Annotated in this window: 20 protein-coding genes; 17 read left to right on the forward strand and 3 right to left on the reverse strand. The window is 61.7% G+C overall.

All coding sequences use genetic code 11. The features are described from left to right. Positions 1 to 53: 53 nt before the first annotated feature. The 6 genes from LUN51_RS02165 to ilvD all read left to right on the forward strand — a co-directional run bounded on the left by LUN51_RS02165 (position 54) and on the right by ilvD (position 9544). On the forward strand, positions 54 to 845 hold the full coding sequence (locus LUN51_RS02165) for an MOSC domain-containing protein (protein ID WP_277809937.1): 792 nt from the start codon (positions 54 to 56) through the stop codon (positions 843 to 845). Positions 846 to 967: 122 nt separating this feature from the next. Further along, on the forward strand, positions 968 to 1510 hold the full coding sequence (locus tag LUN51_RS02170; RefSeq protein ID WP_277809938.1) for an oxidoreductase: 543 nt from the start codon (positions 968 to 970) through the stop codon (positions 1508 to 1510). A 2-nt stretch (positions 1511 to 1512) separates the two neighbouring features. Beyond that, positions 1513 to 3720: an ATP-binding protein gene (locus LUN51_RS02175; protein ID WP_277809939.1), complete on the forward strand. Its 2208-nt coding sequence runs from the start codon at positions 1513 to 1515 to the stop codon at positions 3718 to 3720. A gap of 38 nt (positions 3721 to 3758) precedes the next feature. Next, the gene (locus LUN51_RS02180; RefSeq protein ID WP_277809940.1) at positions 3759 to 5000 is read left to right on the forward strand and encodes a DUF945 family protein; all 1242 of its coding nucleotides are present in this window, start codon (positions 3759 to 3761) and stop codon (positions 4998 to 5000) included. A gap of 91 nt (positions 5001 to 5091) precedes the next feature. After that, positions 5092 to 7548 carry an endopeptidase La gene (lon, locus tag LUN51_RS02185; RefSeq protein ID WP_277809941.1) on the forward strand — a complete coding sequence of 819 codons (2457 nt, stop codon included), beginning with the start codon at positions 5092 to 5094 and terminating at the stop codon, positions 7546 to 7548. Between the two features lie 283 nt (positions 7549 to 7831). Next, on the forward strand, positions 7832 to 9544 hold the full coding sequence (gene ilvD, locus LUN51_RS02190) for a dihydroxy-acid dehydratase (RefSeq protein WP_277809942.1): 1713 nt from the start codon (positions 7832 to 7834) through the stop codon (positions 9542 to 9544). Positions 9545 to 9606: 62 nt separating this feature from the next. Here the strand turns inward: ilvD and LUN51_RS02195 are convergent, their stop codons facing one another. Continuing rightward, a complete protein-coding gene (locus tag LUN51_RS02195) occupies positions 9607 to 11550 on the reverse strand; it encodes an aconitate hydratase (RefSeq protein ID WP_277809943.1) in 1944 nt (647 codons plus the stop codon). 444 nt (positions 11551 to 11994) lie between these two features. Here LUN51_RS02195 and LUN51_RS02200 point away from each other — a divergent pair, with 444 nt between their 5' ends. After that, entirely contained in the window at positions 11995 to 13053 is a 1059-nt protein-coding gene (locus tag LUN51_RS02200; protein ID WP_277809944.1) for an oxidoreductase, read from the forward strand. Positions 13054 to 13205: 152 nt separating this feature from the next. Then, positions 13206 to 13592: a hypothetical protein gene (locus LUN51_RS02205; RefSeq protein WP_277809945.1), complete on the forward strand. Its 387-nt coding sequence runs from the start codon at positions 13206 to 13208 to the stop codon at positions 13590 to 13592. Between the two features lie 95 nt (positions 13593 to 13687). Here the strand turns inward: LUN51_RS02205 and nudE are convergent, their stop codons facing one another. Then, positions 13688 to 14290, reverse strand: a complete 603-nt coding sequence (gene nudE / locus LUN51_RS02210; RefSeq protein ID WP_277810180.1) for an ADP compounds hydrolase NudE — start codon at positions 14288 to 14290, stop codon at positions 13688 to 13690. Between the two features lie 111 nt (positions 14291 to 14401). Here nudE and yrfG point away from each other — a divergent pair, with 111 nt between their 5' ends. The 9 genes from yrfG (at position 14402) to rsd (ending at position 24392) form a co-directional block, all read left to right on the forward strand. Next, positions 14402 to 15076, forward strand: a complete 675-nt coding sequence (gene yrfG, locus LUN51_RS02215) for a GMP/IMP nucleotidase (protein WP_277809946.1) — start codon at positions 14402 to 14404, stop codon at positions 15074 to 15076. A gap of 102 nt (positions 15077 to 15178) precedes the next feature. After that, positions 15179 to 15571, forward strand: a complete 393-nt coding sequence (locus LUN51_RS02220) for an RNA-binding S4 domain-containing protein (protein ID WP_075368070.1) — start codon at positions 15179 to 15181, stop codon at positions 15569 to 15571. A gap of 51 nt (positions 15572 to 15622) precedes the next feature. After that, the gene (gene hslO / locus LUN51_RS02225) at positions 15623 to 16498 is read left to right on the forward strand and encodes an Hsp33 family molecular chaperone HslO (protein WP_277809947.1); all 876 of its coding nucleotides are present in this window, start codon (positions 15623 to 15625) and stop codon (positions 16496 to 16498) included. A 197-nt stretch (positions 16499 to 16695) separates the two neighbouring features. Next, positions 16696 to 18279: a phosphoenolpyruvate carboxykinase gene (locus LUN51_RS02230; protein WP_277809948.1), complete on the forward strand. Its 1584-nt coding sequence runs from the start codon at positions 16696 to 16698 to the stop codon at positions 18277 to 18279. 87 nt (positions 18280 to 18366) lie between these two features. Next, positions 18367 to 18873 carry a peptide-methionine (R)-S-oxide reductase MsrB gene (gene msrB / locus LUN51_RS02235; protein WP_277809949.1) on the forward strand — a complete coding sequence of 169 codons (507 nt, stop codon included), beginning with the start codon at positions 18367 to 18369 and terminating at the stop codon, positions 18871 to 18873. A 160-nt stretch (positions 18874 to 19033) separates the two neighbouring features. Beyond that, positions 19034 to 21361 (forward strand): Tex family protein, encoded by a 2328-nt coding sequence (locus tag LUN51_RS02240; protein WP_277810181.1) that lies wholly within the window; start codon positions 19034 to 19036, stop codon positions 21359 to 21361. A gap of 251 nt (positions 21362 to 21612) precedes the next feature. Next, the gene (gene gshA / locus LUN51_RS02245) at positions 21613 to 23175 is read left to right on the forward strand and encodes a glutamate--cysteine ligase (protein ID WP_052445059.1); all 1563 of its coding nucleotides are present in this window, start codon (positions 21613 to 21615) and stop codon (positions 23173 to 23175) included. Between the two features lie 109 nt (positions 23176 to 23284). Next, positions 23285 to 23803 (forward strand): disulfide bond formation protein B, encoded by a 519-nt coding sequence (locus LUN51_RS02250; RefSeq protein WP_052445019.1) that lies wholly within the window; start codon positions 23285 to 23287, stop codon positions 23801 to 23803. Positions 23804 to 23882: 79 nt separating this feature from the next. Then, the gene (gene rsd, locus LUN51_RS02255) at positions 23883 to 24392 is read left to right on the forward strand and encodes a sigma D regulator (RefSeq protein ID WP_246894030.1); all 510 of its coding nucleotides are present in this window, start codon (positions 23883 to 23885) and stop codon (positions 24390 to 24392) included. Between the two features lie 29 nt (positions 24393 to 24421). Here the strand turns inward: rsd and LUN51_RS02260 are convergent, their stop codons facing one another. Beyond that, complete coding sequence (locus LUN51_RS02260; RefSeq protein WP_277809950.1) at positions 24422 to 26350, reverse strand: alkaline phosphatase family protein; 1929 nt, start codon at positions 26348 to 26350, stop codon at positions 24422 to 24424. Positions 26351 to 26364: the final 14 nt, after the last annotated feature.

Here is a 26364-nt window from a genome sequence, read left to right on the forward strand (position 1 = left end):
TTTTGCGACAATACGCACAGATACCTTCTCTCCATAAACCCAATGAGGCTGCCATGGCGACGTTATCCTCGGTTCATCTTTACCCTATCAAATCCACTGCGGGACGCATGCAAGAATCGGCATGGGTCGGTTTGGAAGGGCTAGAGGGGGATCGGCGTTTCATGGTCACCAAACCTGATGGCACCTTCCTGACCGCCCGTACGCATCCTCAGTTGCAGTGCGTGACCGCGACATTCGACGGTCAGACGCTGAGCCTGTCGCATCCGCAACTGCCCGCGTTGGAACTGGCGGTGGAGGCCTTCGATCTGGTGACCTTCGCCACTATGGTATGGGCCGACGGCTTCGATGCCTGGACCACGCATGCACGTCTCGATGCTTGGTTCAGCGAGGTGGCAGGAGAACCCGCACGATTATTGTGGCTGGGCGAGCAGTCCCAGCGCTACCGGCGCTCCATCGAACAGCGCGTCAGCTTTGCCGACGGCTACCCGCTGTTATTGATCTCCGAGGCCTCGTTGGCCGATCTCAACACGCGTACTGCTGAGCAGCATCTCATGGCGCAGTTTCGCCCCAATCTGGTGATTGCGGGTACCTCGGCATATGCCGAGGACGAGTGGCGACGCATTCGTTTGGGCGAGGTCGTGTTCCGTGTCGACAAGCCTTGTGCGCGCTGCGCGATGGTCAGCGTCGACCCGGCCACGGGTACGTTCAAAGAAGGCCGTGAACCCTTGCGCACGCTGGCTGGTTATCGGCGCGGCGAGGGCGGCAAGGTGTATTTCGGACAGAACCTGGTTGCCGAAAACGAAGGCTGCGTCGCACGTCATGATCGCCTTGAGGTGCTGGAGTGAGGCGGATGGACCGGCCACGCTATTCGGCAATCGTGCATGGCATGCATGCACCATTTTGCGGTGGTAGGGTTATTGATAGGGGTATGACATTTTCGCTCAAACTCGGATGGGAACGGCTAATCATGAGTGTCCTGATGACGTTGAGGCAATGCCTGGTATTCCGAGGCATGATGGCCTGTCTGGGCTTTTTTTTGCTCATGACCGGCGCCTCGTCGGTGCATGCTCACCCATTGCCGGCACCCGAGGAAGACGTCATGTTGACCGTGGCGGGGGATATCTCACGTACCAACGGTGATGGCGTGGCACGGTTCGACCGCGCCATGCTCCAGGAGTTGCCGCAAGGCACGATAGTCACGCACACCCCTTGGACCGAAGGTGCGTCGCACTTCGAAGGCCCCTTACTGGGCGCGATTTACGATGCGGTCGGCGCTAGCGGCGATTCGCTGCACGTCATCGCATTGAATGATTTCGCCGCCGACGTACCGCTGGCCGAGGCAAAAGAGTATGGGGTGATTCTTGCCATGCGGCGTGACGGCGAACCGATGCCGGTGCGAGAGTACGGCCCGCTATTCGTACTCTATCCTTTCGATGAACACCCCGAACTGCAGACCGAGGAAGTACGTTTCCGCTCGGTCTGGCAGGTCGCGCGTATCGTCGTGGAATGATGATGGCCTGGCGTTCCCGTATCCAACTCGTATCGCGTTTGCCCCTGCGGCTCAAGCTCGGGGCCTGCGCGGCGATCCTGTTTTTCGTCGCGGCCCTGGTGGTGGTCAGCTTGATCATCTGGCGACAGGAAGTCCTGGCCAAGAGCGTGGCCGGCGACGCCGCTTGGGCGGCCTACAAGTTGGATCGGGAGACCGTCCAGATGCGCAATGCCGTCTTGCAGGCCGAACAGAGCCCGGGCAAGTTCGATGACGTGCGCATGCGTTTTGAACTGCTGTATAGCCGCATCAACCTGCTACGCGAAGGTGAGATAGCCGCGCTTTTCCAGTCGCTGCCCGAAGCGCGAGCGTTGTTGCCGGAGATCCTGTCGCGCAGCGATGCGCTTGATGCCGCCCTGTCGCGGATGTCCACTGAGTCCCCCGACCTGGCTTCCCTTGAAGAGCGTCTGCAGGCGTTGAGCGGTCTCAGCGAACGCTTGGTCGTGGCTGTCAATGCCTACCTTGCCGAGTCCAAAACGCGTGAACGTGAGGTCCAACTGGCGCTATACGCCGCCTTACTGGCGCTAATCCTGCTGATGTGTGTCGCCACCGTGCTGGTGATCCGGTTTCTGTTTCAGGAAGCGGGAGAGAACATCGCGGCGCGACGGGCATTAGAGCACCTGAGCCAAGAGCTTCAGGACACCGCGCGTCATGCCGAGTCCGCCAACCAGGCCAAGTCGGATTTCCTGGCCACCGTCAGCCATGAGATACGCACACCACTCAACGGCGTGTTGGGTATGACGGAACTGCTGCGCGAGCGCACGCTGGATGAAACCTCGCATCAATATATCGAGACCATCCACGATAGCGGTGCGCAACTGTTGGCGTTGATCAGCGATCTGCTGGACTTTTCCAAGATCGAGGCCGGACATCTAGGTATCGAGCGTGAGATGTTTTCGCTCCCCGAGCTTGTCGCGTCCTTGATGCGGCTGCTCGAGCCGCGTGCCACACATGTCGAGTTCGCGAGTGCCGTCTCGCCTGTGGTATCCGAGTACCTGGTAGGTGATGTAGGGCGATTGCGCCAGGTATTGCTCAACCTTCTCTCCAATGCGCTCAAGTTCACACGGCAAGGTAGCGTGACGCTGATCGTCAAGCCGATGCGCGGCGATTGGATACACTTCGAGGTGAGTGACACCGGCTGTGGTATCGACTATGTCGACCGCGAACGCTTGTTTCAGCCCTTTTATCAGGCGGCCGCCACACAGAGCGGGACTGGCCTGGGGCTGGCCATCAGCAAGCGTCTGGTGGAAGCGATGCAGGGGCGCATCGGCGTCTCGAGTCCGGCCAACCAGGGCAGCCGCTTCTGGTTCGAACTGCCATTGCCCAGCGACGCCGAGAGTGGGGAACGGCACATTCCGGCAGGAGAAGCATGGGATGTGACGGCAGCACGCACGGCGCCACTGCTGGTGGTTGAGGACAATCCCGTCAATCGCCAGGTAGCCGTGGCCATGCTCGAGCGTCTCGGGCATACGGTGCATGTCGCCGACAGCGGTGAGGCTGCCTTGGCGCTGACGGAATACATGACGTTCGCCTTGATTTTCCTGGATATTCGCATGCCCACGCTCGATGGACCGGAGACGGCACGGCGGATTATCGCTCAGGACGGTCCCAACCAGGCCACACCCCTGGTCGCGATGACCGCGAGCGTCACCACCCAAGAGCACCAACGGGCCTTGGCCGCCGGAATCGCGGAAGTGTTGACGAAGCCCATACGCCAGCAGGTTCTGGTCGATACCCTAGTGCGCTTCGGCGTACGCGATCCGGCAGAGGCGACTACCCCTGACGAGGCACGGTCGTCTGCCGTGGCGGACTCGGCGAATACGTTACCGGTGCTCCTCGATCGGCAGGAATTCGCGACGCTCGGTGAGACGTTGGGGGCGGCGCAGCGTAGTGCGCTGGTGGCCGCCTGGCAGTATCAGTCGCGGGTCCTGGAGGAGGCTCTCGAGGCGGCCGTCGCCGACGCAGACATGACGCGTACGGCCGAGCTGGCCCATCGCCTGAAGGGCGAGTCGTCGTCGCTGGCCTTGACGCGCCTGGTACACGGCAGCGATTGCCTGGAGCGAGCAGCACGCCAGGCGGACTCGGATGAAGCCGGTCGGCAGTGGACCATGCTGCGCCCCACCATCACCTCGTCGCGTCAGGCGCTGCGCATGGCGAATGACATGCCTGCCTGAAGAGGCGTGAACGCGCCTCGCTTCATCTGGAGATCATAATGCACAAGAAACGCTGGATCGGCGGGGGCTGCCTGCTCGTGTTGCTAGGCATCGCTTGGTGCGCGGCGCAGGCGTGGTCGAGTCATGTCGGCGAACAGGCGCTGGAACGTCTGACCGCACGGCTGGATGCTCGCGATGGCTGGCAGGCCTCGCGGCATGAGGTCGAACAGGGGTGGTGGCATTCCTCCGGGGTTCTGCGTCTGGAAACCGTCGCGCCGGAAGGCAGGCCGCTGCGTGTGGCGCTCCCGTATCGCGTCCGCCACGGCGTTCTGAGTAGCCACCTCGATGGCGAAGCGGTCGTCACCCACGCGGGGGAGACGTTGTTGGCGGCGGATGCGGCTCCGACATGGCAGGCCTCTTACCGGACGTTGTCGGGCGACATGAAAGGGCGGCTGGAATGGCCGGCGTTCACTTCAAGCGATGTGTTGCCGGAGGCGGCGTCGCTGGAAGTCGGCGCCGGCGAACTGATGTTGCATGGGCATGCCGGTGACGTGCGTTACCATTTGCGTTCGGCACCGTGGCGCGTATCGCTGGGCGAGGCATCGCTCGATATCGGCGCGCTCGACGTTGAAGGGCGCCATCGCGGAGACGAGCGAACCTTTCACCACACTGCTCGTCTTTCCCTGGCGACGCTGACCTGGCAGGGTGGCGCGCCGTTTTCACTGAATGCGCTGAATTACGAGGCCGATATGCGCCTTGGCGATGACACTTTCGGCTATCACGGCGAAGGTGATGTGGCGGATATCGCCGTGGCAGGGCAGTCGGTAGCCTCGGGACGCATGTCGCTGGGGCTGGAGCGCGTCGATGCCGACGCTTTGCGTGCTCTAATCGAACGCATGCGTGAGAGTAGCTTGGGCGCCGACAGGAGCCGTGACGTGACTTCTGTCGATGAGACGTCGCGGTGGGGGCGCTTGACCCCTTTGATGGTGGACGTGCTGCGCGATTCACCGCGACTTACGCTGGAGACCCTGCAAGTGACCAGCGAGGCCTTCGGCGTCGATAGCCGCGCCTTCGGCGAATTGACGCTCGACGGTGACGATTCGGCCTCGCTGACGACCACACCGGTGACGTCCCCCGCTTTTTGGCGCCACCTCCAGCAACGTCTCGATGGCCACGTCACGCTTGTCGATGCACCGGCGCTTTTGGCCTTGCACCTGGGGCTTCCGCCGGAAACGCCGCGTTTGGTGTTTCGCGTCGATGCCGGCCAGTGGCGCGTCAATGAACGAGCGCTGCGTTGGTAAGCATTACCCCGCGTAGGCTTGAAGTTCGCTGGTGACGCCCGCATTCCTCTTGGCAAACGGGCAATTTGTCCGACGACTTTCAAGGTGAATGATGAGCGAACGCGATCAGGATCAATCCCGGGATTTTTACGCCGAGCTCGAAGAGGCTCGCCAAGACGCCGAAGAGGAAAATTCCCCGACGCAGGACGACCAGGAACCGACCTCCCAAGGACGCGCGGTGGTGCCGACGCAGGACTATTTGCCCGAGCGCCTCTACCTGCTACCGATTCACAACCGGCCGTTCTTCCCTGCGCAGGTGCAGCCGCTGGTCATCCACCGCGAACGCTGGGAAGAGACCATGGAGCGGGTCGGCAACACGCCGCACCAAAGCGTCGGGGTGGCGTTCGTCGGCGATTCCGGCGTCGATGAACTAGGGCCCGGTGACTTTCCGGAGATCGGTACGGCGGTAAAGGTCCACCGCTCGCAGACCGAAGAGCAACAGATCCAGTTCATCGCCCAGGGGATGCGACGTTTTCGCATCGTCCGCTGGCTGTCGAAGACCCCGCCATACCTGGTCGAGGTCACCTATCCCAAGGAATCCATCGAGGCCAGCGACGAGGAAGCGCGTGCCTATGCCATGGCGATGATCAACGGCATCAAGGAATTGCTGCCGATCAACCCGCTGTATGGCGAGGAGCTCAAGCATTATCTCAATCGCTTCAGCCCTCATGAGCCTGGGCCGCTGACAGACTTCGCCGCGGCCATCACCTCGGCCAAGGGGCCTGAGCTTCAGGAAGTACTCGAGACGCTGCCGGTGATGGCGCGCATGCAGAAGGTGCTGCCGCTGCTGCGCAAGGAAATCGAGGTGGCGCAGCTGCAAAGCGAGATCAGCGAGCAGGTCAACGCGCAGATGCAGGACCGCCAGCGCGAGTTCTTCCTGCGTGAACAGCTCAAGGTCATCCAGCGTGAACTGGGGATCTCCAAAGACGATCGCGATAACGACGTCGATACCTTTCGCGAGCGCCTCGAGAACTTGGAAGTGCCCGAGCGCGTCATGGAACGCATCGAGGACGAGCTAGGCAAGCTCTCGGTACTCGAAACCGGCTCGCCGGAATATGGTACTACCCGCAACTACCTGGATTGGTTGACGTCGCTACCGTGGGGGATTACCTCCGAGGACCAGCTCGATCTCCCCCGGGCGCGTAAGATTCTCGATCGCGACCATGATGGTCTGACAGACGTCAAGGAGCGGATTGTCGAGTTCCTCGCTGAAGGCACCTTCAAGGGCGATGTCGGCGGCTCCATCCTGCTGCTGGTTGGCCCGCCCGGGGTGGGTAAGACGTCGGTGGGACGCTCCATCGCCGAAGCTCTGGGCCGCGAGTTCTATCGCTTCTCGGTGGGGGGCATGCGCGACGAGGCCGAAATCAAGGGCCACCGGCGCACCTATATCGGGGCGATGCCAGGCAAGTTGGTGCAGGCGCTCAAGGAAGTCGAGGTCGAAAACCCGGTTATCATGCTCGACGAGGTCGATAAGATGGGCCAGTCGTTCCAAGGCGATCCGGCCTCGGCGCTGCTCGAAGTGCTCGACCCCGAGCAGAACGTCGATTTCCTCGATCACTACCTTGACGTGCGCATGGACCTTTCCAAGGTACTATTCGTGTGCACCGCCAACACGCTGGATTCGTTGCCGCCGGCGCTGCTCGACCGTATGGAGCAGATTCGTCTCTCCGGCTACATCGCCGAGGAGAAGATGGCCATCGCCAAGCACCACCTGTGGCCCAAGCTGCTCGAGCGCGACCGGATTCCCAAGAAGCGGATCAATCTCACCGATGCCGCGCTCAGGAAGGTCATCGAGGGCTATGCGCGCGAGGCCGGGGTGCGTCAGTTGGAGAAGCAGTTGCATCGGATCGTGCGCAAGGCGGCGGTGACGATGCTCGAAAACGAGCAGGACACGGTCAAGATCTCGGTCAACAACCTTGAGGACTTCCTGGGCGCGCCGACGTTCCGTAAGGAAAAAGTGCTCAAGGGCGTCGGCGTGGTCACCGGACTGGCATGGACCTCGATGGGCGGCGCGACGTTGCCGGTTGAGGCGGCACGTGTGCATGCGAAATCGCGCGGTCTCAAGCTCACCGGTCAGTTGGGCGACGTGATGCAGGAGTCGGCGAATATCGCCTATAGCTATACGATGGCGCATCTCAAGGAATTCGGTGCCGACCCGACCTTCTTCGACGAGGCGCATGTGCATATGCACGTGCCCGAGGGCGCCACGCCCAAGGATGGCCCCTCGGCTGGTGTGACGATGACCACGGCCCTGCTGTCGCTGGCCAAGCAGCAGCCCCTTGATCGGCCCCTGGCGATGACGGGTGAGTTGACGCTGAGCGGCCAGGTGATTCCGGTAGGGGGGATTCGCGAGAAAGTAATCGCCGCACGGCGCAGCGATATTTTCGAGTTGATTCTGCCCGAGCCCAACCGTCGCGATTATGAGGAGCTGCCCGATTACCTCAAGAAAGGGATGACCGTGCACTTCGCCAATCGCTACCGGGACGTGGCCAAGGTGGTCTTCGCCTAGCCGCGTCGTACCGGCCCGAAGGGCCGTGTTCACGTGCTCACTATTGGGCGCGATCGGATGTCCGATCGCGCCCAACGTCGTTACAATGGGCTTACCCCTTCGCTGCGAGGGGCGTGCCTGTCCGCTTCAAAAGCGCCGCTTCACAAGAGCCATCACGCCCACGCAACGTCATGTGACCGTGACACCCCGACGTATGTCGCTCGTCTTATCGCTGCATCATCACAGCCGACATGCGTCGCCCATAATTCGCCCTCGGGCCTACCAGACGAAACAGGAGCACTTGATGAGCCAGCAGGACTCTCCCGACAACGCCGATCACCGTCGCCGCCATTCCGCCAATGTCGTCGATGGCCCCGGCAAGGCTGCCAGCCGTGCAATGCTGCGCGCGGTAGGCTTCAACGACGAGGATTTCAAGAAGCCGCAGGTGGGAATCGCCTCGACCTGGAGCCGCGTCACGCCATGCAACAGCCACATCAATGTATTGGCCGACGCCGCCAGTGACGGCGCTGACGCCGCCGGCGGCAAAGGTGTGGTGTTCAATACCATCACCATCAGCGATGGCATCGCCAATGGCACCGAAGGCATGAAGTACTCGATGGCCTCGCGTGAGATCATCGCCGATTCCATCGAGGCGGTGTCCGGTTGCGAGGGCTTCGATGGCGTGGTTGCCATCGGTGGCTGCGACAAGAATATGCCTGGCTGCATGATCGGCCTGGCGCGCCTCAATCGACCCAGCATCTTCGTTTATGGCGGGACCATCCAGCCTGGCGCCGGGCATACCGACCTGGTGTCGGTTTTCGAGGCGATGGGCGCCTACTCGCAGGGCAACAAGTCGCTGATCGAGGTCAAGCAGATCGAGGAAGTCGCCATTCCCGGACCGGGTTCCTGTGGCGGCATGTATACCGCCAACACCATGGCATCGGCGATCGAGGCCATGGGCATGAGCCTGCCCAATTCGTCGGCTCAGGATGCGGTGTCCCAGAGCAAGAAGGATGATAGTCGCGCCGCCGGCGAAGCCGTGCTCAAGCTGCTCGAGCTGGATATCAAACCTTCGGACATCATGACCCGCAAGGCGTTCGAGAACGCCATCACCGTGGTCATTGCCCTGGGTGGTTCCACCAATGCCGTGCTTCACCTGATCGCCATGGCCAACACCATCGGGGTAGAGCTCTCGCTCGACGATTTCACCGAGATCGGCAAGCGCGTGCCGGTGCTCGCCGATCTTCGTCCCAGCGGTCATTACCTGATGAGCGAACTGGTGGCGATCGGCGGTATCCAGCCGCTGATGAAAGTCCTGCTCGACGCGGGCCTGCTCCACGGCGACTGCCTGACCGTGACCGGCAAGACATTGGCCGAGAATCTGGCCGACGTGACGCCCTATCCGACGGGTCAGGAAATCATCAAACCGCTGGATGCGCCGGTCAAATCGAGCAGCCACTTGCGCATCCTCTACGGCAATTTGGCGCCGGAAGGGGCGGTGGCCAAGATCACCGGCAAGGAAGGCACACGCTTTACCGGTCGCGCGCGGGTCTTCAACTCCGAGGAGGAAGCGCAGGCACGCATCAACGACCTGACCGTGGTTGCCGGGGATGTGGTGGTCATTCGTTACGAAGGGCCCAAGGGTGGCCCCGGCATGCGCGAGATGCTGACGCCGACTTCGGCGATCATGGGCCGTGGCCTGGGCGACAAGGTGGCGTTGATCACAGACGGCCGTTTCTCCGGCGGCAGCCATGGTTTCGTGGTTGGTCACATCACGCCGGAAGCCTTCGTCGGAGGCCCCATTGGCCTGGTCGAGGACGGTGACGAGATTACCATCGATGCCGAGAACGACATCATGACGCTGCATATCGACGACGCCGAGATGGCGCGTCGCCGTGCGGCCTGGAAGCGTCCGGCGCCACGTTATACTCGAGGCACGCTGGCCAAGTACGCCAAGACGGTCAGTTCCGCATCGAAAGGGGCGGTCACTGACCTGCCCGAGGCGCTGGACGATTGAGACGGCGTAGGCTGTGTGGCATCCAAGCGGCCCTGCGGGGCCGCTTTTCGTTGGTGGGCTCGTCAGGCTGCCTTCTGGTTGCGCATCCAGGCGATTAGGCCGCCGCTGAACAAGATCTCGACCTGGCGTGGAGTCAAAGCGTGTTCGAGCGTCAGCGTTCTACCGTCAACCTGGGCCGTCACGGGACCGCCGGCTTCCAGCGCTTCTTGTAGCTTGTCGAAGCCGATGCGGGTATCGACCTCGAGCGCGTCGTAATCGTCGCCGTCCGAGAAAGTCAGCGGCAGCACGCCGAAGTTGACCAGGTTCTGGTGGTGAATACGGGCAAAGCTCTTGGCGATGACGACACGCATGCCCAAGTAGCGTGGGGCGATGGCGGCGTGTTCCCTGCTCGAGCCCTGGCCGTAATTCTCGCCACCGATGACGATATGATCGCCTGTCTCGCGGGCACGCTCGGCATAGCCATCGACGACGCCACGAAAGGAAAACTCGGCGATCCTGGGAATGTTGGAGCGGTAGGGCAGCACCTCGCCGCCGGCAGGCATGATCTCGTCGGTGGAGACATCGTCGCCGGCCTTGACCAGAATCGGTAAGTCCAGCTGTGCCTCGAGCGGCTCGAAATCCGGCAGTGACTCGATGTTCGGTCCCTTGATCAGGTGGACCTTGCGCGCCTTGGACGCCTCCATGGGGGCAATCAGGGTGCGGGTATTGATGATCGGATCTTCGGGCTCCCGCACCTGGGGGTAGGCCATGCCCAGCGTCCGGGGATCGGTGATCACGCCCTTGAGCGCCGAGGCTGCAGCAGTTTCCGGGCTGCACAGGTAGACGCGGTCTTCGCGCGTGCCTGAGCGGCCGGGGAAGTTGCGCGGGACCGTGCGCAGGCTATTAGTGTCGTTGGCTGGCGCCTGCCCCATGCCAATGCAGCCGTTGCAGCCGGCCTGATGCAGGCGAGCGCCGGCGCCGAGCAAGCTCAAAAGGTGGCCGTCGCGAGTCAACGTTTCGAGGATCGAGCGCGAGGTGGGATTGATCTCTAGCGAGACGTTGTCGTCGATGGTTCGATCCTTGAGCATGGCGGCGACGATGGCGAAGTCGCGATAGCCGGGATTGGCCGAAGAGCCGACGTACGCCTGCGATAGTGGTTCGCCGGCCACTTCCCGCACGGGAACGACATTGCCGGGGCTCGACGGGGTGGCAATCAGGGGCTCGAGCTGCGACAGATCGATCGTCTCGTGGCGATCGTAGCTACAGCCGTCATCTGGCAGTAGTTCGTGCCAATCCTCGCCGCGTCCTTCGGCGGTGAGGAACGCCTTCACTGCCGCATCGGAGGGGAACACGCTGGTGGTGGCACCGAGCTCCGCGCCCATGTTGGCGATGACATGTCGGTCCATCGCGGAAAGATGCGCGAGGCCGGGACCGTAATATTCGATGATGCGCCCCACGCCGCCGCTAACGCCATGGCGGCGCAACATCTCGAGAATCACGTCCTTGGCGCTGACCCAATCGGGCAGGCGGCCCTCGAGGCGTACACCCCAGACTTCCGGCATGCGCGTATGAAAGGGTTCGCCGGCCATCGCCATGGCGACATCGATGCCGCCCGCGCCGATTGCCAGCATGCCCAGCGAACCGGCGGCCGGTGTATGGCTATCGGACCCCAGTAGGGTCTTGCCGGGCTTACCGAAGCGTTGCTGGTGCGTGGGGTGGCTGACGCCGTTGCCCGGACGCGAAAACCAAACGCCCAAGCGTTCCGCCGAGGTCTGCAGAAAGCGGTGGTCGTCGGGGTTCTTGTTGTCTTCCTGGATCAAGTTGTGGTCGACGTACTGGGCGGAGACCTCCGTTTTGACCCGGTCGAGCGCCATGGCTTCCAGCTCCAGCATCACCATGGTGCCGGTAGCATCTTGGGTGAGGGTCTGGTCGATTTTCAGGCCGATGGCCGCGCCTGGTGTCATGTCGCCGCTGATGAGGTGCGAGGCGATCAGTTTCTGGGTAACGTTGCGGGGAGTGTGACGCATGATGAGTTCCCGAATATTGAAGTCTGTCCCTTCAGTGTAGGACAGACCTTGTCGGCTTCACGGACTGCACATACCACCTTGGCCAGTGGCGGGACAACCATCGCAAGACAAGACCTGTCCCGAGAGTTCGGGAGCGCCTCGAAATCGGGGGGTACGCGGTTTCAGGCGGCAAGTTGCCAAGCCTGCGCGGCATCGTCCATCATTAGCCATTGCTCGATGTCGTACCATAATGTGTCCAGCAGCAGCTCGAGACTCTCTTCCGAGCAACACATAACGTCTCTCCCGGTAACGTGGCAGGATGAGTGAAGGCCAACTTTCAGTATGGCGTTCGTAGGCCAAGTCGCCGAGATTTTTGGTGACGCTTTGTTACTGCGCATGCTGGCGGGCATCATCGCGTCGTCCTGGGGTTGACGCCCGGGTGGCCGGAGTAGAAAGGATTCACACATGACCGACAAGATCAACGTGGGATTGGTAGGTTACGGTTTCGCCAGCAAGACGTTCCATGCGCCGCTATTGATGGCGGAGGACGGCATGACCTTGCAGGCGATTTCCAGCAGCGATGCTGCCAAGGTGACGGCCGATTGGCCGCAGGTCGACGTCGAAGCCAGCGCGGCCGCGCTTTTCGCGCGTGACGATATCGACTTGGTGGTGATTCCCACTCCCAACGATACGCACTACGATCTGGCAAGTGCCGCCCTGGCCGCCGGCAAGCATGTGGTGATCGACAAGCCCTTCACGGTCACTCTCGACGAGGCCGAGTCACTGGTCGAACAAGCTTCGCGGGCGGACAAGCTGCTTTCTGTCTTCCACAATCGGCGCTGGGATGCGGATTTCCTGACCGTGCGGGATCTGCTCGATAGTGGCGATCTGGGACGTATCGTGCATTTCGAATCGCACTTCGACCGTTACCGTCCCGAGGTCAAAACGCGCTGGCGCGAATCCGACACCCCGGGTGGCGGTATCTGGTACGACTTGGGTCCGCATCTCATCGATCAGGCGCTGGTGTTGTTCGGCATGCCCGAAGAGGTATCTCTCGATCAGGCCTGCCAGCGCGATGGCGCGCAGGTAGACGATTATTTCCACGCCGTGCTTCGCTACGGTCAGCGGCGGGTCATTCTGCACGCCGGTAGCCTGATGGCGGCGCCCGCGCCACGTTTCTCCGCGCATGGCACTCAGGGTAGCTATGTCAAGCACGGGCTCGACCCGCAAGAGGATATGCTCAAGCGTGGCGAGCGACTGCCCACGCCGGAATGGGGCGAAGATCCTCAACATGGACTGCATACCGTGGCTAATATTCATGATGCCAGTGCGCGCCCTGAATTGCGGGAAGTACCCACACGGGCGGGCAATTATCCAGCTTATTACGCGGGCGTCCGCGAGGCGATACGGGGTCAGGGGAAGAACCCCGTACCGGCGGAGGAAGCCCTGGCGGTAATGCAGGTGCTCGAAGCCGGACGACGCAGTGCGCAACACGGGGGATTCGAGCAACTTGCGGCGCATTGAGGCTGCCATGGAGGCGTTTGGTAGCCGGTTTCTCCTTGCATCATGCCAATACCTTGCCTAGGGTCTGTATAGGGTTAAGCGATGGCCTTTTGCCCACGCAACCCATGCACTTCACCTGAATGTGAAGGCGTAGAGGATTAAGGAGGATTCGCATGAAACAGCAACTTACCGCACTGACGTTCGCCGCGCTCTTGGCACTGCCCACGGCGGGTGCCTTCGCGCAAGATGATTCGGCGCCGGATATCAGCAGTGAGAAAGGGTCCGCCAATACCGAGCAAGGCTCGACCAAGGCCGAAGGTGGCACCGCCAGTGGTGAAACTACAGGGCATGTCGACGGAGAAGACAGCATCCCCGGTGGTGACCAGGAAGGCCTGAGCACCGAAACCGGTTCGGCCAATACCGAGCAGGGTGACACCGCCGCCCAGGGTGGCACTGCCGCTGATCCCGACGCGGATGATGGCCCAGTATCGGAAAATATGGATGATCCGGAAGATAATCACGGTGTCGACTCCGCACAGGATGTCGATCCCGAAGAATGATCACCTGAAAGGCTTATGAAGTGAGCCGCTACCACGCTAGAAAGTGATACGACGAGGCTCCACCACGGTGGGGCCTCGTTGCGTTCAGGGACGGCTCACCACCACTGTTCGTGGGTACGCTCGCTGCGTAGGCGATCGCGGGCGATGAACAGGGCGGCGATGGCGCGTCCTTCGTGGAAATCCTCTCGTGCCAACAAGGAGGCGATATCCTCGAGAGGATGACGCTCGACGATCAAGGGTTCCGGTTCATCGCCGGGTAAGCGTTTCTCATACAGGTCGGTGGCGAGCATGACGTGGATACGGTGGCTCATGTAGTTGGGCGCCAGGGAGAGTTCCACCAGGGGCTCGATGCGTTGCGCGCCCATGCCGCATTCTTCCATCAGCTCGCGATTGGCGGCACTGACGATATCCTCACCGGGGTCGACGAGCCCCTTGGGCAAGGTCAGGGCATAGTCGTCGAAGCCTGCGGCATATTCATGAATCAGCAGCACGTGGTCCGGGTCCGGCATGGCCACGATCATGACCGCACCGCCGCCATGACCATTGCCACTGCCCGTGAGGCGCTCGAAGGTTCGTTCGGCGCCATTGGCGAAGCGCAGCTCGAGTTCCTCGACGGCAAACAGGCGGCTGCGGGCGACTTCACGGCGGCTCAAGAGGCGTGGCTTGGGATGGCCCACGCCGGTGTCGTCGGGCGGCATGCCGCCAGCGTGGTGGGAAGAAAAGGCCATGGTGTCTCCGTGCGGGTAGCTATCATGCAGCGTACAATAAGAGAGCTTTAGGTTCGATATCCACCCTGGCGGGAGCCCATCATGGTTGACTGGAACGCCATCGACACTGTGCTGCTCGACATGGATGGCACATTGCTGGATCTACACTTCGATAGCCATTTCTGGCTGGAACACTTGCCGCAGCGCTATGTGGAATTGCACAAGTTGGATGCCCATCACGCCGATACGCTGCGTTCGCGTATCATCGGCGAGCAGGGCACGCTCAACTGGTACAGCCTGGCCTATTGGAGCCGTGAGTTGGGTGTCGATGTGATCGCGCTCAAGCGTGAAGTGCAGCACTTGATCGGCTTACGTGGCGATGCGCTGGATTTCCTCAAATGGCTTAAAAAAGCGCATCCGCGTGTCGTGCTGGCGACTAACGCCGATCGTGAAAGCCTGGCGCTCAAGCTGCCGTTGACTGGGCTTGAAGGGTATCTCGATGCCATCGTCTCGTCGGCGGACGTAGGGGTCGCCAAGGAAGCTCCAGAGTTTTGGTTCGCACTGCAGGACATCGAACCCTTCGAGCCCGCGCGTACCTTATTCATCGATGACAACCCTGCGGTGCTGGAAAGCGCGCGTGAATACGGTATTCGCTATCTGCTGGGCATCAAGCAACCCGACAGTCAACGACCCGAGCGTGAGCTAGAAAATTTCGTCGCCCTCGAGCGTTTCGCCACGCTCTTGCCGCAGGATATGCCGAGTGCAGCGCGTCGTTGACGACACCTCATCCAGCCTTGAAAAGTCGCCTTCCGGCGCCCACGTTACACGTCTCTTTCGTGGGGCATTCTCGCGTATTGAGGCGGCGATGCAGGGAGAAATATGAGCGACACGATCCGTATCGACAAGTGGCTATGGGCGGCACGCTTCTTCAAGACGCGTGGCCTGGCCAAGAAAGCCATTGAAGGTGGCAAGGTCCACTACAATGGCGGGCGCGTGAAGACCAGTAAGGCGGTCGAGCTCGGCGCCTTGGTCAAGGTGCCGCAAGGCTGGGACACCCTCGAAGTCGAAGTGACGGGGCTTTCCGGTCAGCGCCGTGGCGCCGCCGAGGCCCGCGAGCTCTACCGTGAAACGTCGGCCAGCCTGGCACGGCGCGAGCGCGAAGCCCAGAATCGGCGCCTGGCTAATCAAAGCATGCAAGGGCCACATGGCCGTCCCGACAAGAAGCAGCGTCGCGCGATTCAGGACTTCCAGCGCCATGGTTTCGATGACTGAATGCTTCCATGGCATCCCTTTCGGCTTTCCCCAACCTGACGACGAACCATCATGACCGACCAGATCCAACGTTTTCTTTTCGACGCAACCAACGTGCGCGGCGAAATCGTCAACCTGCAGCAGGCCTACGCCGAGGTGCTCGACAAGCATGCCTATCCCCAGGCCGTGAGCCGTCAGCTCGGCGAGTTGCTGAGCGCCGTGGCCCTGCTCACCGAGACGGTCAAGCTCGATGGCACCGTAAGCCTCGAGGTCCGTGGCCAGGGCCCTGTGCGTTTGCTGATGGCGGAGTCCAATCCCGGAGGCGACTTGCGTGCTATCGCGCGTCTCGACGATGAAGCGGCGCTTCCTGAGGAAAATGCCTCACTCACTTCCTTGGTCGGCGAGGCGCAGATCGTGATCACCCTCGACCCCCGCGAGGGCCAGCGCTATCAGGGTATTGTCGCCGTCGAGGCCGATAGCTTGGGTGCCTGCCTGGAGGACTACTTCGCGCGTTCCGAACAGCTGGCCACGCGCTTGTGGTTGGCGGCTGACGGTCGCCGTGCGGCGGGAATGCTGCTGCAGCAACTGCCCGATGACGAGGCCAATAGCGATCCTGACGCCTGGGAGCGCACTGTGCACCTGGCCACTACGCTGCGTGATACGGAATTGCTCGATCTTGAGCAACGCGAGCTACTCCATCGTCTCTTTCACGAGGAGCAGACCCGCGTCTTCGATCCCAAGGCGCTACGCTTCGGCTGTACCTGCACGCGCGAGCGCATCGCCAATGCCTTGCATGGCTTGGGCGCCGAGGAATTGCGTAATATCGTGCGCGAACAAGGCGAAGTAGAAACGCAATGCCATTTCTGTCATAGCCATTATCGCTTCAGTGCCGCCGATATCGAGTCCCTGATCGAATCGCCGGGCGCAGGCGCCGCGACCCTGCATTGATCTGACGCGTGTCATGCCCAAGTGCGTGCGGTGTCATCAACGTGCTGGTGACGTTTTCCGCGCAGAGCCTTTTTGCCATAATGACGGCCCCTCAGTCTCGCCTTGTCCTCACAAGAGGCAATCCATTGTCCGGGTGGCCCTGGCGAGTAAGCATCGGTTAACGAGAGAGAAACGCCCTTCGGGCCCAGGACACGATAATGACCACGACCCCAGCCGCCTCCCCGGCAACCCACGAGGCACGTCCCGTGCAGACCCATACCAATCTAAGCAGCGCTGCGTTGATCGAGTATGCCATCGCGCGCGGTGAAGGCCATCTCGCCGACAACGGTGCCTTCGTGGCGAATACCGGACGGCGAACCGGACGCTCACCCTTGGATCGGTTCATCGTCAAGGAACCCTCCACGGCGGACTTGATCGACTGGGGAAGCGTCAATCAGCCGTTCGACGCCGAGCGTTTCGATGCCTTATGGGAGCGCGTCGAGGACTATCTGGCCGAGGGCGACAACTTCGTCTCCGAATTGCATGTCGGTGCCGACCCCGAGTATTACCTGCCGATTCGTGTCACCACCGAGACCGCCTGGCACAATCTTTTCGGGCGGAACCTGTTTGTGCGTCCCGAAGGCTACAACCCCAAGGGCAAGAGCGAGTGGACTATCCTTAATGCGCCGCATTTTGAGTGCGTGCCCGAGCGTGACGGCACGAATTCCGACGGCACGGTGATCCTCAACTTCGCTCGGCGCCGCGTATTGATCGCCGGCATGCGTTACGCCGGCGAGATGAAGAAGGCCATGTTCTCGGTGCAAAACTTCTTGTTGCCGGAGAAAGACGTACTGCCCATGCATTGCAGCGCCAACGTGGGTGAGGATGGTGAGACCACGCTGTTCTTCGGTCTCTCGGGCACCGGCAAGACCACGCTTTCCGCTGATCCTGAACGCTATCTGATCGGCGATGACGAACATGGCTGGGGTGAGGGCACCGTATTCAATCTGGAAGGTGGCTGCTACGCCAAATGCATCGATCTCTCGGAGAAGAATGAGCCGCTTATCTGGAAGGCCATTCGCTTTGGCACGGTACTCGAGAACGTGGTTCTCGATGAATGCCGCCATCCCGACTATAGCGATGATAGCCTGACCCAGAATTCCCGCGCCGCCTATCCGCTCGAGCACATCGACAAGCGCGTGCCCGAGAACCTGGCCGGCGAGCCCAACGCGATCATTTTCCTGACCTGCGATATGAGCGGGGTGTTGCCGCCGGTTTCGCTATTGTCCAAGGAAGCTGCTGCCTATCACTTCCTATCCGGCTACACCGCCAAGGTCGGTTCCACTGAGATGGGCGCATCCGAGGGGCTGGAAGCAACGTTCTCGACTTGCTTCGGTGCGCCATTCTTCCCGCGTCCGGCGCGCGAGTACGCCGATTTGCTGGTCAAGCGCGTCGAGGCCTTCGAGTCGCGCGTGTACCTGGTCAACACCGGTTGGACCGGTGGCGCCTACGGCGAGGGCGGCTCGCGCTTCAGCATTCCCACCACGCGTGCCATCATCGCAGCGATCCAGAACGGTGTTCTCAAGGACGTCGAGACGCGTCACATCGAGGGGTTGAACCTGGACGTTCCAGTAGCCGTGCCGGGCGTCGACTCCACATTGCTTGATCCGCGCCAGGCATGGCCGGACAGCGCCGACTACGAACGCCATATGAAGGCGTTGGCGGATAAATTCATCGCCAACTTCGCCAAGTTCGACGGCGTCGACGAGGATATTGTCGCCGCCGGTCCTTCGCTTCCCTGACCAAGCGAACCATTCAGTGGAATTTGCCTCTAACGGGGAGAGTCGACCATCGGCTCTCCCCGTTATGTATCGCAAGGAGGATACGTCATGCATCGTCGTCGTTTTTTGGGCTGGTTGGGGGTCGCGGGGATCCTGGGTGCGGTGCCGAGCTTCGTCCTGGCACGTCCCAAGTTGTCGCTGGAGCGGGGGGCGGACGTCGAGGTGCTCACGCTCGATGATACCGAGTGGCGCGAGCGACTCAGCGAGGAGCGCTATCATATCCTGCGCGAGGCCGGTACCGAGCCTGCGGGTAGCAGTCCGCTCGACCAGGAAACGCGCGCCGGTGAATATCGTTGTGCCGGTTGTGACTTGCCGCTTTTCTCCTCGCGCACCAAGTATGACTCCGGCACTGGCTGGCCGAGCTTCTTCGACCACATCGAAGGCCACCTGCTGACAGAGCTGGATTTCGTGCTGCTGATTCCGCGCACTGAGTACCACTGCGCGCGCTGCGGCGGGCATCAGGGCCATGTCTTCGAGGACGGCCCCGAGCCGACCGGCCTGCGCTGGTGCAACAATGGGCTGGCGCTGCGTTTCGTGCCCGCCGAGGCCGGATAAGGAAGCGCCGTCTGCGTCGCGTCGGCGGTTGTGATACCTTGTCGCCACTTCTGTGACAGGTCGTTTTCGACAAACGGCTTTCGACATGCCGGCCCGCGCTATCGCGGGCCGAGGTTTTGCCGAGCGTCTCGCGCCCGGCCCGGAGAACGTCAAGGACATCATGGACGCCAATCTCAAGATCGTTTCTCGGCTCGCCGAAGAACTCGCCGTTCGTTCCCAGCAGATCAGTGCTGCTGTGGCTCTGCTCGACGACGGCGCTACCGTGCCCTTCATCTCTCGTTACCGTAAGGAAGTCACCGGCGGGCTGGATGACATTCAACTACGCACGCTGGAAGAGCGTCTGCGCTATTTGCGTGAGCTGGAGGAACGCCGTGTCGCGGTGCTTGCCAGCATCGACGAACAGGGCAAATTGACCGACTCTCTGGCGGCATTGATCCAGGCTGCCGATACCAAGCAGCGTCTCGAAGATCTTTACCTGCCCTATAAGAAGAAGCGCCGCACCAAAGCGCAGATCGCCCGGGAAGCGGGGCTCGCACCGTTGGCGGAGGCGCTTTTGGCGAATCCCGAACTCGACCCCGAGACTGAAGCGGCAAAATATGTTCGTGCCGCAGAAGGCGATACGCCCGCTATCGAGGACGCCAAGGCCGCATTGGATGGCGCCAAGCAGATCCTCATGGAACAGTTCAGCGAAGACCCCGACCTGGTGGGGCAGCTGCGCGAGCGGCTGTGGAGTGAGGGGCAGCTTGTCTCGCGTGTGATGAGTGGGAAGGAGCAGGAAGGCGCGAAGTTCTCCGATTACTTCGAACACGACGAATCATTCGCCAAGGCGCCTTCGCATCGTGCGCTGGCCATGTTCCGGGGCCGCAACGAGGGCGTGCTGGCGTTGGCGATTCGTCTACCGGGCGAGGAAGACGCCGAGATTCATCCTGCCGAAGTCGCCATTGCCAAGCACGTCGGCGTGGCGTTAACTGCCACGCGGCCGGCCTCGCGCTGGCTCAAGGAAGTGGTGCGCTGGACTTGGCGGGTCAAGCTTTATACCCACCTTGAGACCGAGTTGATGAGTCGCCTGCGCGAACGCGCTGAGCGCGAGGCCATCGAGGTATTCGCCGCCAACCTCAAGGATCTTTTGTTGGCGGCGCCCGCCGGAGCGAAGGCTACCCTTGCCATCGACCCGGGGCTGCGTACCGGCTGCAAGGTCGTGGTCGTGGACGCGACCGGCAAGTATCTGGAAGACACCGTCATCTATCCGCACGCGCCGCAAAAGCGCTGGGACCAGTCCCTGGCCACCCTAGCGGCGCTGATCGATAAGCATGAAGTGGCTCTGATCGCGGTAGGCAATGGCACCGCCAGCCGTGAGACCGATAAGCTCGCCGGCGAGGTGGTCAAGCGGGTATCGCGGCCGCTTGCCAAGGTAATGGTCAGTGAGGCGGGCGCCTCGGTGTATTCGGCTTCAGAGCTCGCCTCACGCGAATTCCCGCAGCTTGATGTCACCGTGCGCGGCGCGATCTCCATCGCCCGGCGCTTGCAGGATCCGCTCGCCGAGCTGGTCAAGATCGAGCCCAAGTCCATCGGCGTCGGCCAGTATCAGCACGATGTTTCCCAGGTACAGCTCTCGCGTAGTCTGGAGGCAGTCATCGAGGACTGCGTCAACGCCGTGGGCGTTGAACTCAACACGGCGTCCGGCGCCTTGCTGTCTCGTGTTTCCGGCCTTAACCCTACGCTGGCTGAGAACATCGTTGCCCAGCGCGATGCTAAAGGGCGCTTCGCGTCACGTCGCGAGTTGCTGGATGTCAGCCGGCTAGGGCCCAAGACCTTCGAACAGTGCGCGGGGTTCTTGCGTATCGCGGACGGCGACAACCCGCTCGATGCCAGCGCCGTGCACCCCGAGGCTTACACGGTGGTCAATCGCATCGCCCAGCGTCATGAGCGTGACCTAGCCGGCGTGGTCGGCGATAGCAGCTTCCTCAAGTCGCTCAATCCGGCCGATTACGTCGATGATACCTTCGGTGTGCCTACCATCAACGATATTCTCAAGGAGCTCGACAAGCCCGGTCGCGACCCGCGCCCCGAGTTCAAGGCCGCCGAGTTCCGCGAAGGCGTGGAAACTCTCAAGGATCTCGAGCCAGGGATGATCCTCGAGGGCAGCGTGACCAACGTCACGCACTTCGGGGCGTTCGTGGATATCGGCGTTCATCAGGATGGCCTGGTGCATATCTCGGCACTCTCCGAGAAGTTCGTCGAGGATCCGCGTCAGGTGGTCAAGGCCGGCGACATCGTCAAAGTGAAGGTCATGCAAGTGGATCTCGAGCGCGCCCGGATCGGATTGTCCATGCGCATGGGCGATGCGCCGAGTGATGCCTCGAGCGGCGACGAACCGCGTCGCTCACGCGGACAGCGTGGCGGGGGCAGCAAGCGTGATTCGCAACCCTCGAGCGAAGGTCTCGGGGCACTCGGCGAAGCATTGGCGAAGGCACGTCACCAATCGTGAAACGCCTCGTGCGCGCGATTTGCCTTGAAAGGTGGCCGGCCGCCTCCATAATGGTTTTTTAATGCGGCGCGCTCAGGGGCCGACGATCCGCCGGGTTGTCCTCGGCGATGTTTCCGTTAGCCGCACACATGAGATCGTCCGGCGATGCCGGCAAGACACGATCCACCGGTGACACCAGGGGAAAAGCCGTGCTTTTCCCAGACGTGAGGGAATTTATCTTGTCCGAAACACTCGCCACCGCCATTCAGCGCATGCACGGGCTGGCTCGCCAAGGGCGATTCGGCCGTTTGCGCCGCGGCATCGAGAAAGAAGGCTTGCGCGTCGATGGCGCCGGGCGCATCGCCCAAACGCCCCATCCCCATGCCCTGGGCTCCAAGCTCGCGCATCCCTATATCACCACCGATTACTCGGAAGCATTGCTCGAGTACATTACGCCGGTCTATTGTCGCCCCGATGACGCTCTGGCGTTTCTCGGTGATCTGTTGCGCTATAGCTATCGCAAGCTTGATGGCGAATTGATCTGGCCGGCGAGCATGCCGAGCCGTCTGGATGGCAATGACAGCGTGACCATCGCCGATTACGGCACCTCCAACGTTGGCATCATGAAGCACGTCTACCGCAAGGGGCTAGACGTGCGTTATGGGCGCATCATGCAGTCCATCGCTGGCGTTCACTACAATGTCTCGCTGCCCGAGAACCTGTGGCCGATGCTGCGTGAGCTCGAAGGCCGCGACGGCGAGAGCCTGGAGGGCTATCGCTCCAGCCGCTATTTTGACCTGATCCGTAACTTCCGCCGTCATAGCTGGCTACTGCTGTACCTGTTCGGGGCGTCGCCGGCGCTGGATCGCAGCTTCCTGACCGGTCCGGCGCCGGCGCACCTCGAGGCGCTGGGCGAGCACACATTGGCGGGACGTTATGCGACTAGCCTGCGCATGTCCGATCTGGGCTATCAGAACAAGGTGCAGGAGCAGCTCAAGATCTGCTTCAACTCGTTGTCCAACTACGTGGGCACGCTGCGGCATGCGATCAGCACTCCGTGGCCGGATTACCAGCGCTTCGGCGTCAATGTGGATGGCGACTGGCGTCAGCTCAACGCCAATATTCTGCAGATAGAGAATGAGTATTACAGCGATATCCGCCCCAAGCGCGTGGCGCGTCACGACGAGACGCCCACCCAGGCGCTGGAGGCGCGTGGTGTCGAATACATCGAGGTGCGCTGCCTGGATCTCAATCCTTTTACGCCCTTGGGTATCGACGAAACGCAGATGCGCTTTTTAGATACCTTCCTGATGTGGTGTCTACTCTCCGAGAGCCCATGGATTCCCGACGAGGAGTGCGACCGCCTCGACGACAACCGCCGCCTGGTGGTGGAGCGCGGCCGTGATCCTGAGCTCAAGCTGAGTGTCGGCGATCGCCAGTGCTATTTGCGCGATTGGGGCCACGACATCTTCGCTGAGCTCGATGGTGTCGCCGAGCTGCTCGACACCAATGAGGAGGGTACGCCGCATCGCGACGCCCTCGCGGCGCTCGCGCCACGCCTCGACGACCCCGAATTGACGCCGTCCGGCCAGCTTTACGCTCAGCTGGTCAACGAAGGCGTCGAATACCTTGATCAAGCACGTGCCCTGGCCGAACAACAGGCGGCCGAGTTACGCGAAGCACCTATGGATCGGGCGCGCGAGGCGCTGTTCGAGCAGCTCGTAGAGACCTCGCATCAGCAGCAAGGCGATATCGAGCGCGCCGATCATGAGGATTTCGCGGCCTTCTTGGCGCATTATTTCGAGCGCGCGGGTAAACCTCTCAGCGTCGCGTGAGTCGAAGCGTTGTCCAAGGCCTGTGCTGCACCTGCGGCACAGGCTTTTTCATGAGCGAAGCGAAGCCCCCCCACACGATACTAGTCGGATTGCCTGAGGAGACGTGACGATGATTACCCGATTGGCCGCGATGAACGTGCGTCGAGGCTGTTTGCTGGGCCTGGCGATGTGCGTGCTGATGATGGGCGTGGCCTTGGTATTGCAATATGTCTATGGGTTGACGCCTTGTCCGCTGTGTATCGGGCAGCGTATTGCGGTCTTGCTTGCGGCGCTCGTCTTCGCCGTGGGTGCGGTGCACAATCCTGCGGGACGCGTCGGGCGCGGCGTTTATGCCAGCTTGGGCGCCCTGGCTGCGGCAATGGGCGTGGCGGTTGCCGCGCGCCATGTATGGTTGCAGTCTTTGCCCGCGGAAAGTGTGCCCAGTTGCGGTCCAGGACTGGACTACATGATGGAAGTGCTGCCATTGTGGAGCGTAGTCTCGCGAGTGCTTTCCGGCTCGGGAGAATGCGCCGAGATACACGGCTTGCTGTTGGGCATGTCGATACCACAATGGACGCTTGTGGGGTTCGCCGTGCTGCTACTGATCCCATTGGGAATGCTGGCCGGTATCGTGATTCGCCGCCGTTGAAGGGCGGGAAGGCGGCAGGAGAGCCGCTTTCCTCAATGTCAGGGAGTGGCCCGCGCGGCCATGACAGGAGAGACTCATCATGCTGGAAGATACCAAGACGGTACTTGAGCGCTGGGGCGGGGTGCACACGCTCATCGACCGTTGGCTGCAACAACGCTATGACATGCTGGTGACGCTGATGGAGCTGCGCGAGGCCTGCGATGCGGAACTGGAATCGGTTTCCAAAGCGCGCATCGATGCCTTCAGCGAAGCCCTGATGGACTATATCAGTGGGGGACATTTCGAAGTCTATCCGAAGCTGCGCGACGAGGCGGTGGCGTTCGATGACCGAGACGCCCTGACCCTGGCCGATCGTCTGCTCGAAAGACTAGAGATGTCCACGCAAATGGTGCTGGAGTTCGACAACGATTACTCGACGCCGACGCGCTGCCAGCATTATGTGACGCGTCTGCCGGCCTGGCTAGAGCGCCTGAGCAAGGCCCTAACCGAGCGCTTCGCGCTTGAGGATCAATTGATCGCACGGCTGCATGCCGCGCATGCGCCATCTTTCGGTGTTGGGGGCTCTGCCGCACCGCGCGCCTTGTCGTAAGTCGGACCTTTGGTTGATGCCGTTTGGCGTCAGCCGTCTGTCAGGAAGTATGTGGTGCTGCCGTCGGTGCCCAACTGGGCGATATCCACCGGGCGGCCTTGCGCATCCAGGGTGACCAGTCCGATGCCGGCTTGATTCCATAGTCGCTCACCGTGGCTGGCCCCTTGCGGGTAGCGTGGGCGAATGTGCATGGGTCGACGCTTGGTGAACCAGTTAAGCGGCGACGCTGGGGCATACAGCCAGCGGTTGAGACGGTCGAATATATCCAGTAGACGCGTGGGAAACTCGTTCTTGAGCCCGCTGCTGGTAATCTGCCACAGGCGTGGGCCGTGTTGGCGATGGCGAATCTCGATATCGTAGACAAAAGAATAGTGCACGTCACCGGAGAGGATCACGTAATTGCCGGGTGTGCGGGTATGTCGAAAGATATTGAGCATGACGCTGGCCGCGCCGCGGTGGGCCATCCAGTTTTCTGCATCCACCAGCAGCGGTTTGCCCGCCAGCGTGAATAAGCGCTGTATCCCCTCGATCAACTTCACCCCGAACATCGGTGCCGGCGAGACCACGATCACCGAATATTGTCCGAGCAGTGTCTGTTGGAGTTCGCTCAATGCTTCCCAGTCCATCAGTCCCGAAGGATGATGGCGGTGCCGCTCACTGCGCCACCGTTGTGTGCGGGTGTCGAGTACCACGAGGGGCGGCGTGGAGGGAAGCTGATAATGCCAGTGGTCAAAATCATGCAGGCGCTTGATGAGGGCGTCCTGCGCTTGGCAGTCGAGGCGCCCCTCGGCGTCGCGTTGCTCGAATAACGCCTCCAACGTGGGCCATAGCGAGCGGAAGGCGTCGGGGTCGTTGCCCCATCCTTGGCATAACAGATACCCCAGCAAGGCATTGCCGATGATGCGTCGCGAGAACGGGTGGCCGTAGGCGGTTTCCTCCCAGGCTGCGGACAGGTTCCAGTCATCGGTGACGTCGTGGTCATCGAAGATCATCAGGGTCGGCAGATGGGCCATCACGCGCGCGGCGCGAGGCAGGCCCTCGCGAAAGGCGGCGATGATCCCGGCCTCAGTGTCGAAGGTTTCGGCCAGGGAATCGTCGAGCGCGGGGCGTGCCACCTCGATCAGCGTCCAGGGCGTTGGTGACCACGTCAGCAGGTACATGGCTATGACCTCGGCCAGCGTGATCAAGTGATTGTGCGCACTGCTGGTGGTGAAGACCGGCTTGCGGACACCACCGAAGAAGCGCTCGCGCAGTTTTTCGTTGGCCTCGAACGCGGGCAGCAAGTGCTCCCGACGATAATACGTATCGGGGTGCATGTAGAGGCTGTCAGCATCCTCGACCACGGCGCCTTGCACACACTCGCCGAATAGTCCCAGTCGCTGAATAAGCGCGTGGATGGCGACCAGCATCGGCCCGGCAACATCATCGGCATAGATTTGATCGCCGCTCATCACCAGCACCGCTGGTATGCGTTCAGGGCTGCCCCGCATCGCCTCGACATGCGCATCGGCACGTACCAGGCCGTCCCCGGAAGGATGGTGCGGTTTACGACACGACCCATGCAGCAGCGAATCGAAACGCGAGCGCAGCACGAAACTCGGGCGGATCGCCTCGTCATGCAGCAGATGCGGTGCCCAGTCGGCGATACCTTGTGTCTTGCCATCGGCGTCGTCGGTCACGAGCAGGTCATAGCCGATCGAGCGGTTGCAGGGTAGCGGCGTGGCGAGCGGCACGTCGATGAGGTGCAGCCAGGCGTGCGTGCCCACCCGCAAGCGCCGGCACAACGAGTGATCCAGCGCCAAGCGTTGACTCGGCGTGTCCGCGTCATCGATGTACAAGGTCAATGTCAGGTCGAGCGGAAGCGACCCGACCAGCCAGATCACCAGGCGGTCAGGCAGTGCGCGGCGCAGGATCGGTCCAGCCAGGACTGCAGGCAGGGGAGTGTGAGACGGCGTCATGGGACCAGCATAAC

This window comes from Chromohalobacter canadensis (genome assembly GCF_029544075.1).
In the GTDB taxonomy this organism is placed as follows: domain Bacteria; phylum Pseudomonadota; class Gammaproteobacteria; order Pseudomonadales; family Halomonadaceae; genus Chromohalobacter; species Chromohalobacter canadensis_A.

What these genes read in the sequence shown, in the direction of transcription:
- gshA (WP_052445059.1), top strand. Translation starts at nt 21,613, where the DNA reads ATGCACGGGCTGGCTCGCCAAGGGCGATTCGGCCGTTTGCGCCGCGGC.
- LUN51_RS02260 (WP_277809950.1), bottom strand. Translation starts at nt 26,350, where the DNA reads ATGACGCCGTCTCACACTCCCCTGCCTGCAGTCCTGGCTGGACCGATC.
- ilvD (WP_277809942.1), top strand. Translation starts at nt 7,832, where the DNA reads ATGAGCCAGCAGGACTCTCCCGACAACGCCGATCACCGTCGCCGCCAT.
- LUN51_RS02195 (WP_277809943.1), bottom strand. Translation starts at nt 11,550, where the DNA reads ATGCGTCACACTCCCCGCAACGTTACCCAGAAACTGATCGCCTCGCAC.
- LUN51_RS02180 (WP_277809940.1), top strand. Translation starts at nt 3,759, where the DNA reads ATGCACAAGAAACGCTGGATCGGCGGGGGCTGCCTGCTCGTGTTGCTA.
- hslO (WP_277809947.1), top strand. Translation starts at nt 15,623, where the DNA reads ATGACCGACCAGATCCAACGTTTTCTTTTCGACGCAACCAACGTGCGC.
- LUN51_RS02205 (WP_277809945.1), top strand. Translation starts at nt 13,206, where the DNA reads ATGAAACAGCAACTTACCGCACTGACGTTCGCCGCGCTCTTGGCACTG.
- nudE (WP_277810180.1), bottom strand. Translation starts at nt 14,290, where the DNA reads ATGCCGCCCGACGACACCGGCGTGGGCCATCCCAAGCCACGCCTCTTG.
- LUN51_RS02220 (WP_075368070.1), top strand. Translation starts at nt 15,179, where the DNA reads ATGAGCGACACGATCCGTATCGACAAGTGGCTATGGGCGGCACGCTTC.
- LUN51_RS02200 (WP_277809944.1), top strand. Translation starts at nt 11,995, where the DNA reads ATGACCGACAAGATCAACGTGGGATTGGTAGGTTACGGTTTCGCCAGC.
- LUN51_RS02250 (WP_052445019.1), top strand. Translation starts at nt 23,285, where the DNA reads ATGATTACCCGATTGGCCGCGATGAACGTGCGTCGAGGCTGTTTGCTG.
- LUN51_RS02165 (WP_277809937.1), top strand. Translation starts at nt 54, where the DNA reads ATGGCGACGTTATCCTCGGTTCATCTTTACCCTATCAAATCCACTGCG.
- yrfG (WP_277809946.1), top strand. Translation starts at nt 14,402, where the DNA reads ATGGTTGACTGGAACGCCATCGACACTGTGCTGCTCGACATGGATGGC.
- rsd (WP_246894030.1), top strand. Translation starts at nt 23,883, where the DNA reads ATGCTGGAAGATACCAAGACGGTACTTGAGCGCTGGGGCGGGGTGCAC.
- LUN51_RS02170 (WP_277809938.1), top strand. Translation starts at nt 968, where the DNA reads ATGAGTGTCCTGATGACGTTGAGGCAATGCCTGGTATTCCGAGGCATG.
- LUN51_RS02230 (WP_277809948.1), top strand. Translation starts at nt 16,696, where the DNA reads ATGACCACGACCCCAGCCGCCTCCCCGGCAACCCACGAGGCACGTCCC.
- msrB (WP_277809949.1), top strand. Translation starts at nt 18,367, where the DNA reads ATGCATCGTCGTCGTTTTTTGGGCTGGTTGGGGGTCGCGGGGATCCTG.
- LUN51_RS02175 (WP_277809939.1), top strand. Translation starts at nt 1,513, where the DNA reads ATGGCCTGGCGTTCCCGTATCCAACTCGTATCGCGTTTGCCCCTGCGG.
- lon (WP_277809941.1), top strand. Translation starts at nt 5,092, where the DNA reads ATGAGCGAACGCGATCAGGATCAATCCCGGGATTTTTACGCCGAGCTC.
- LUN51_RS02240 (WP_277810181.1), top strand. Translation starts at nt 19,034, where the DNA reads ATGGACGCCAATCTCAAGATCGTTTCTCGGCTCGCCGAAGAACTCGCC.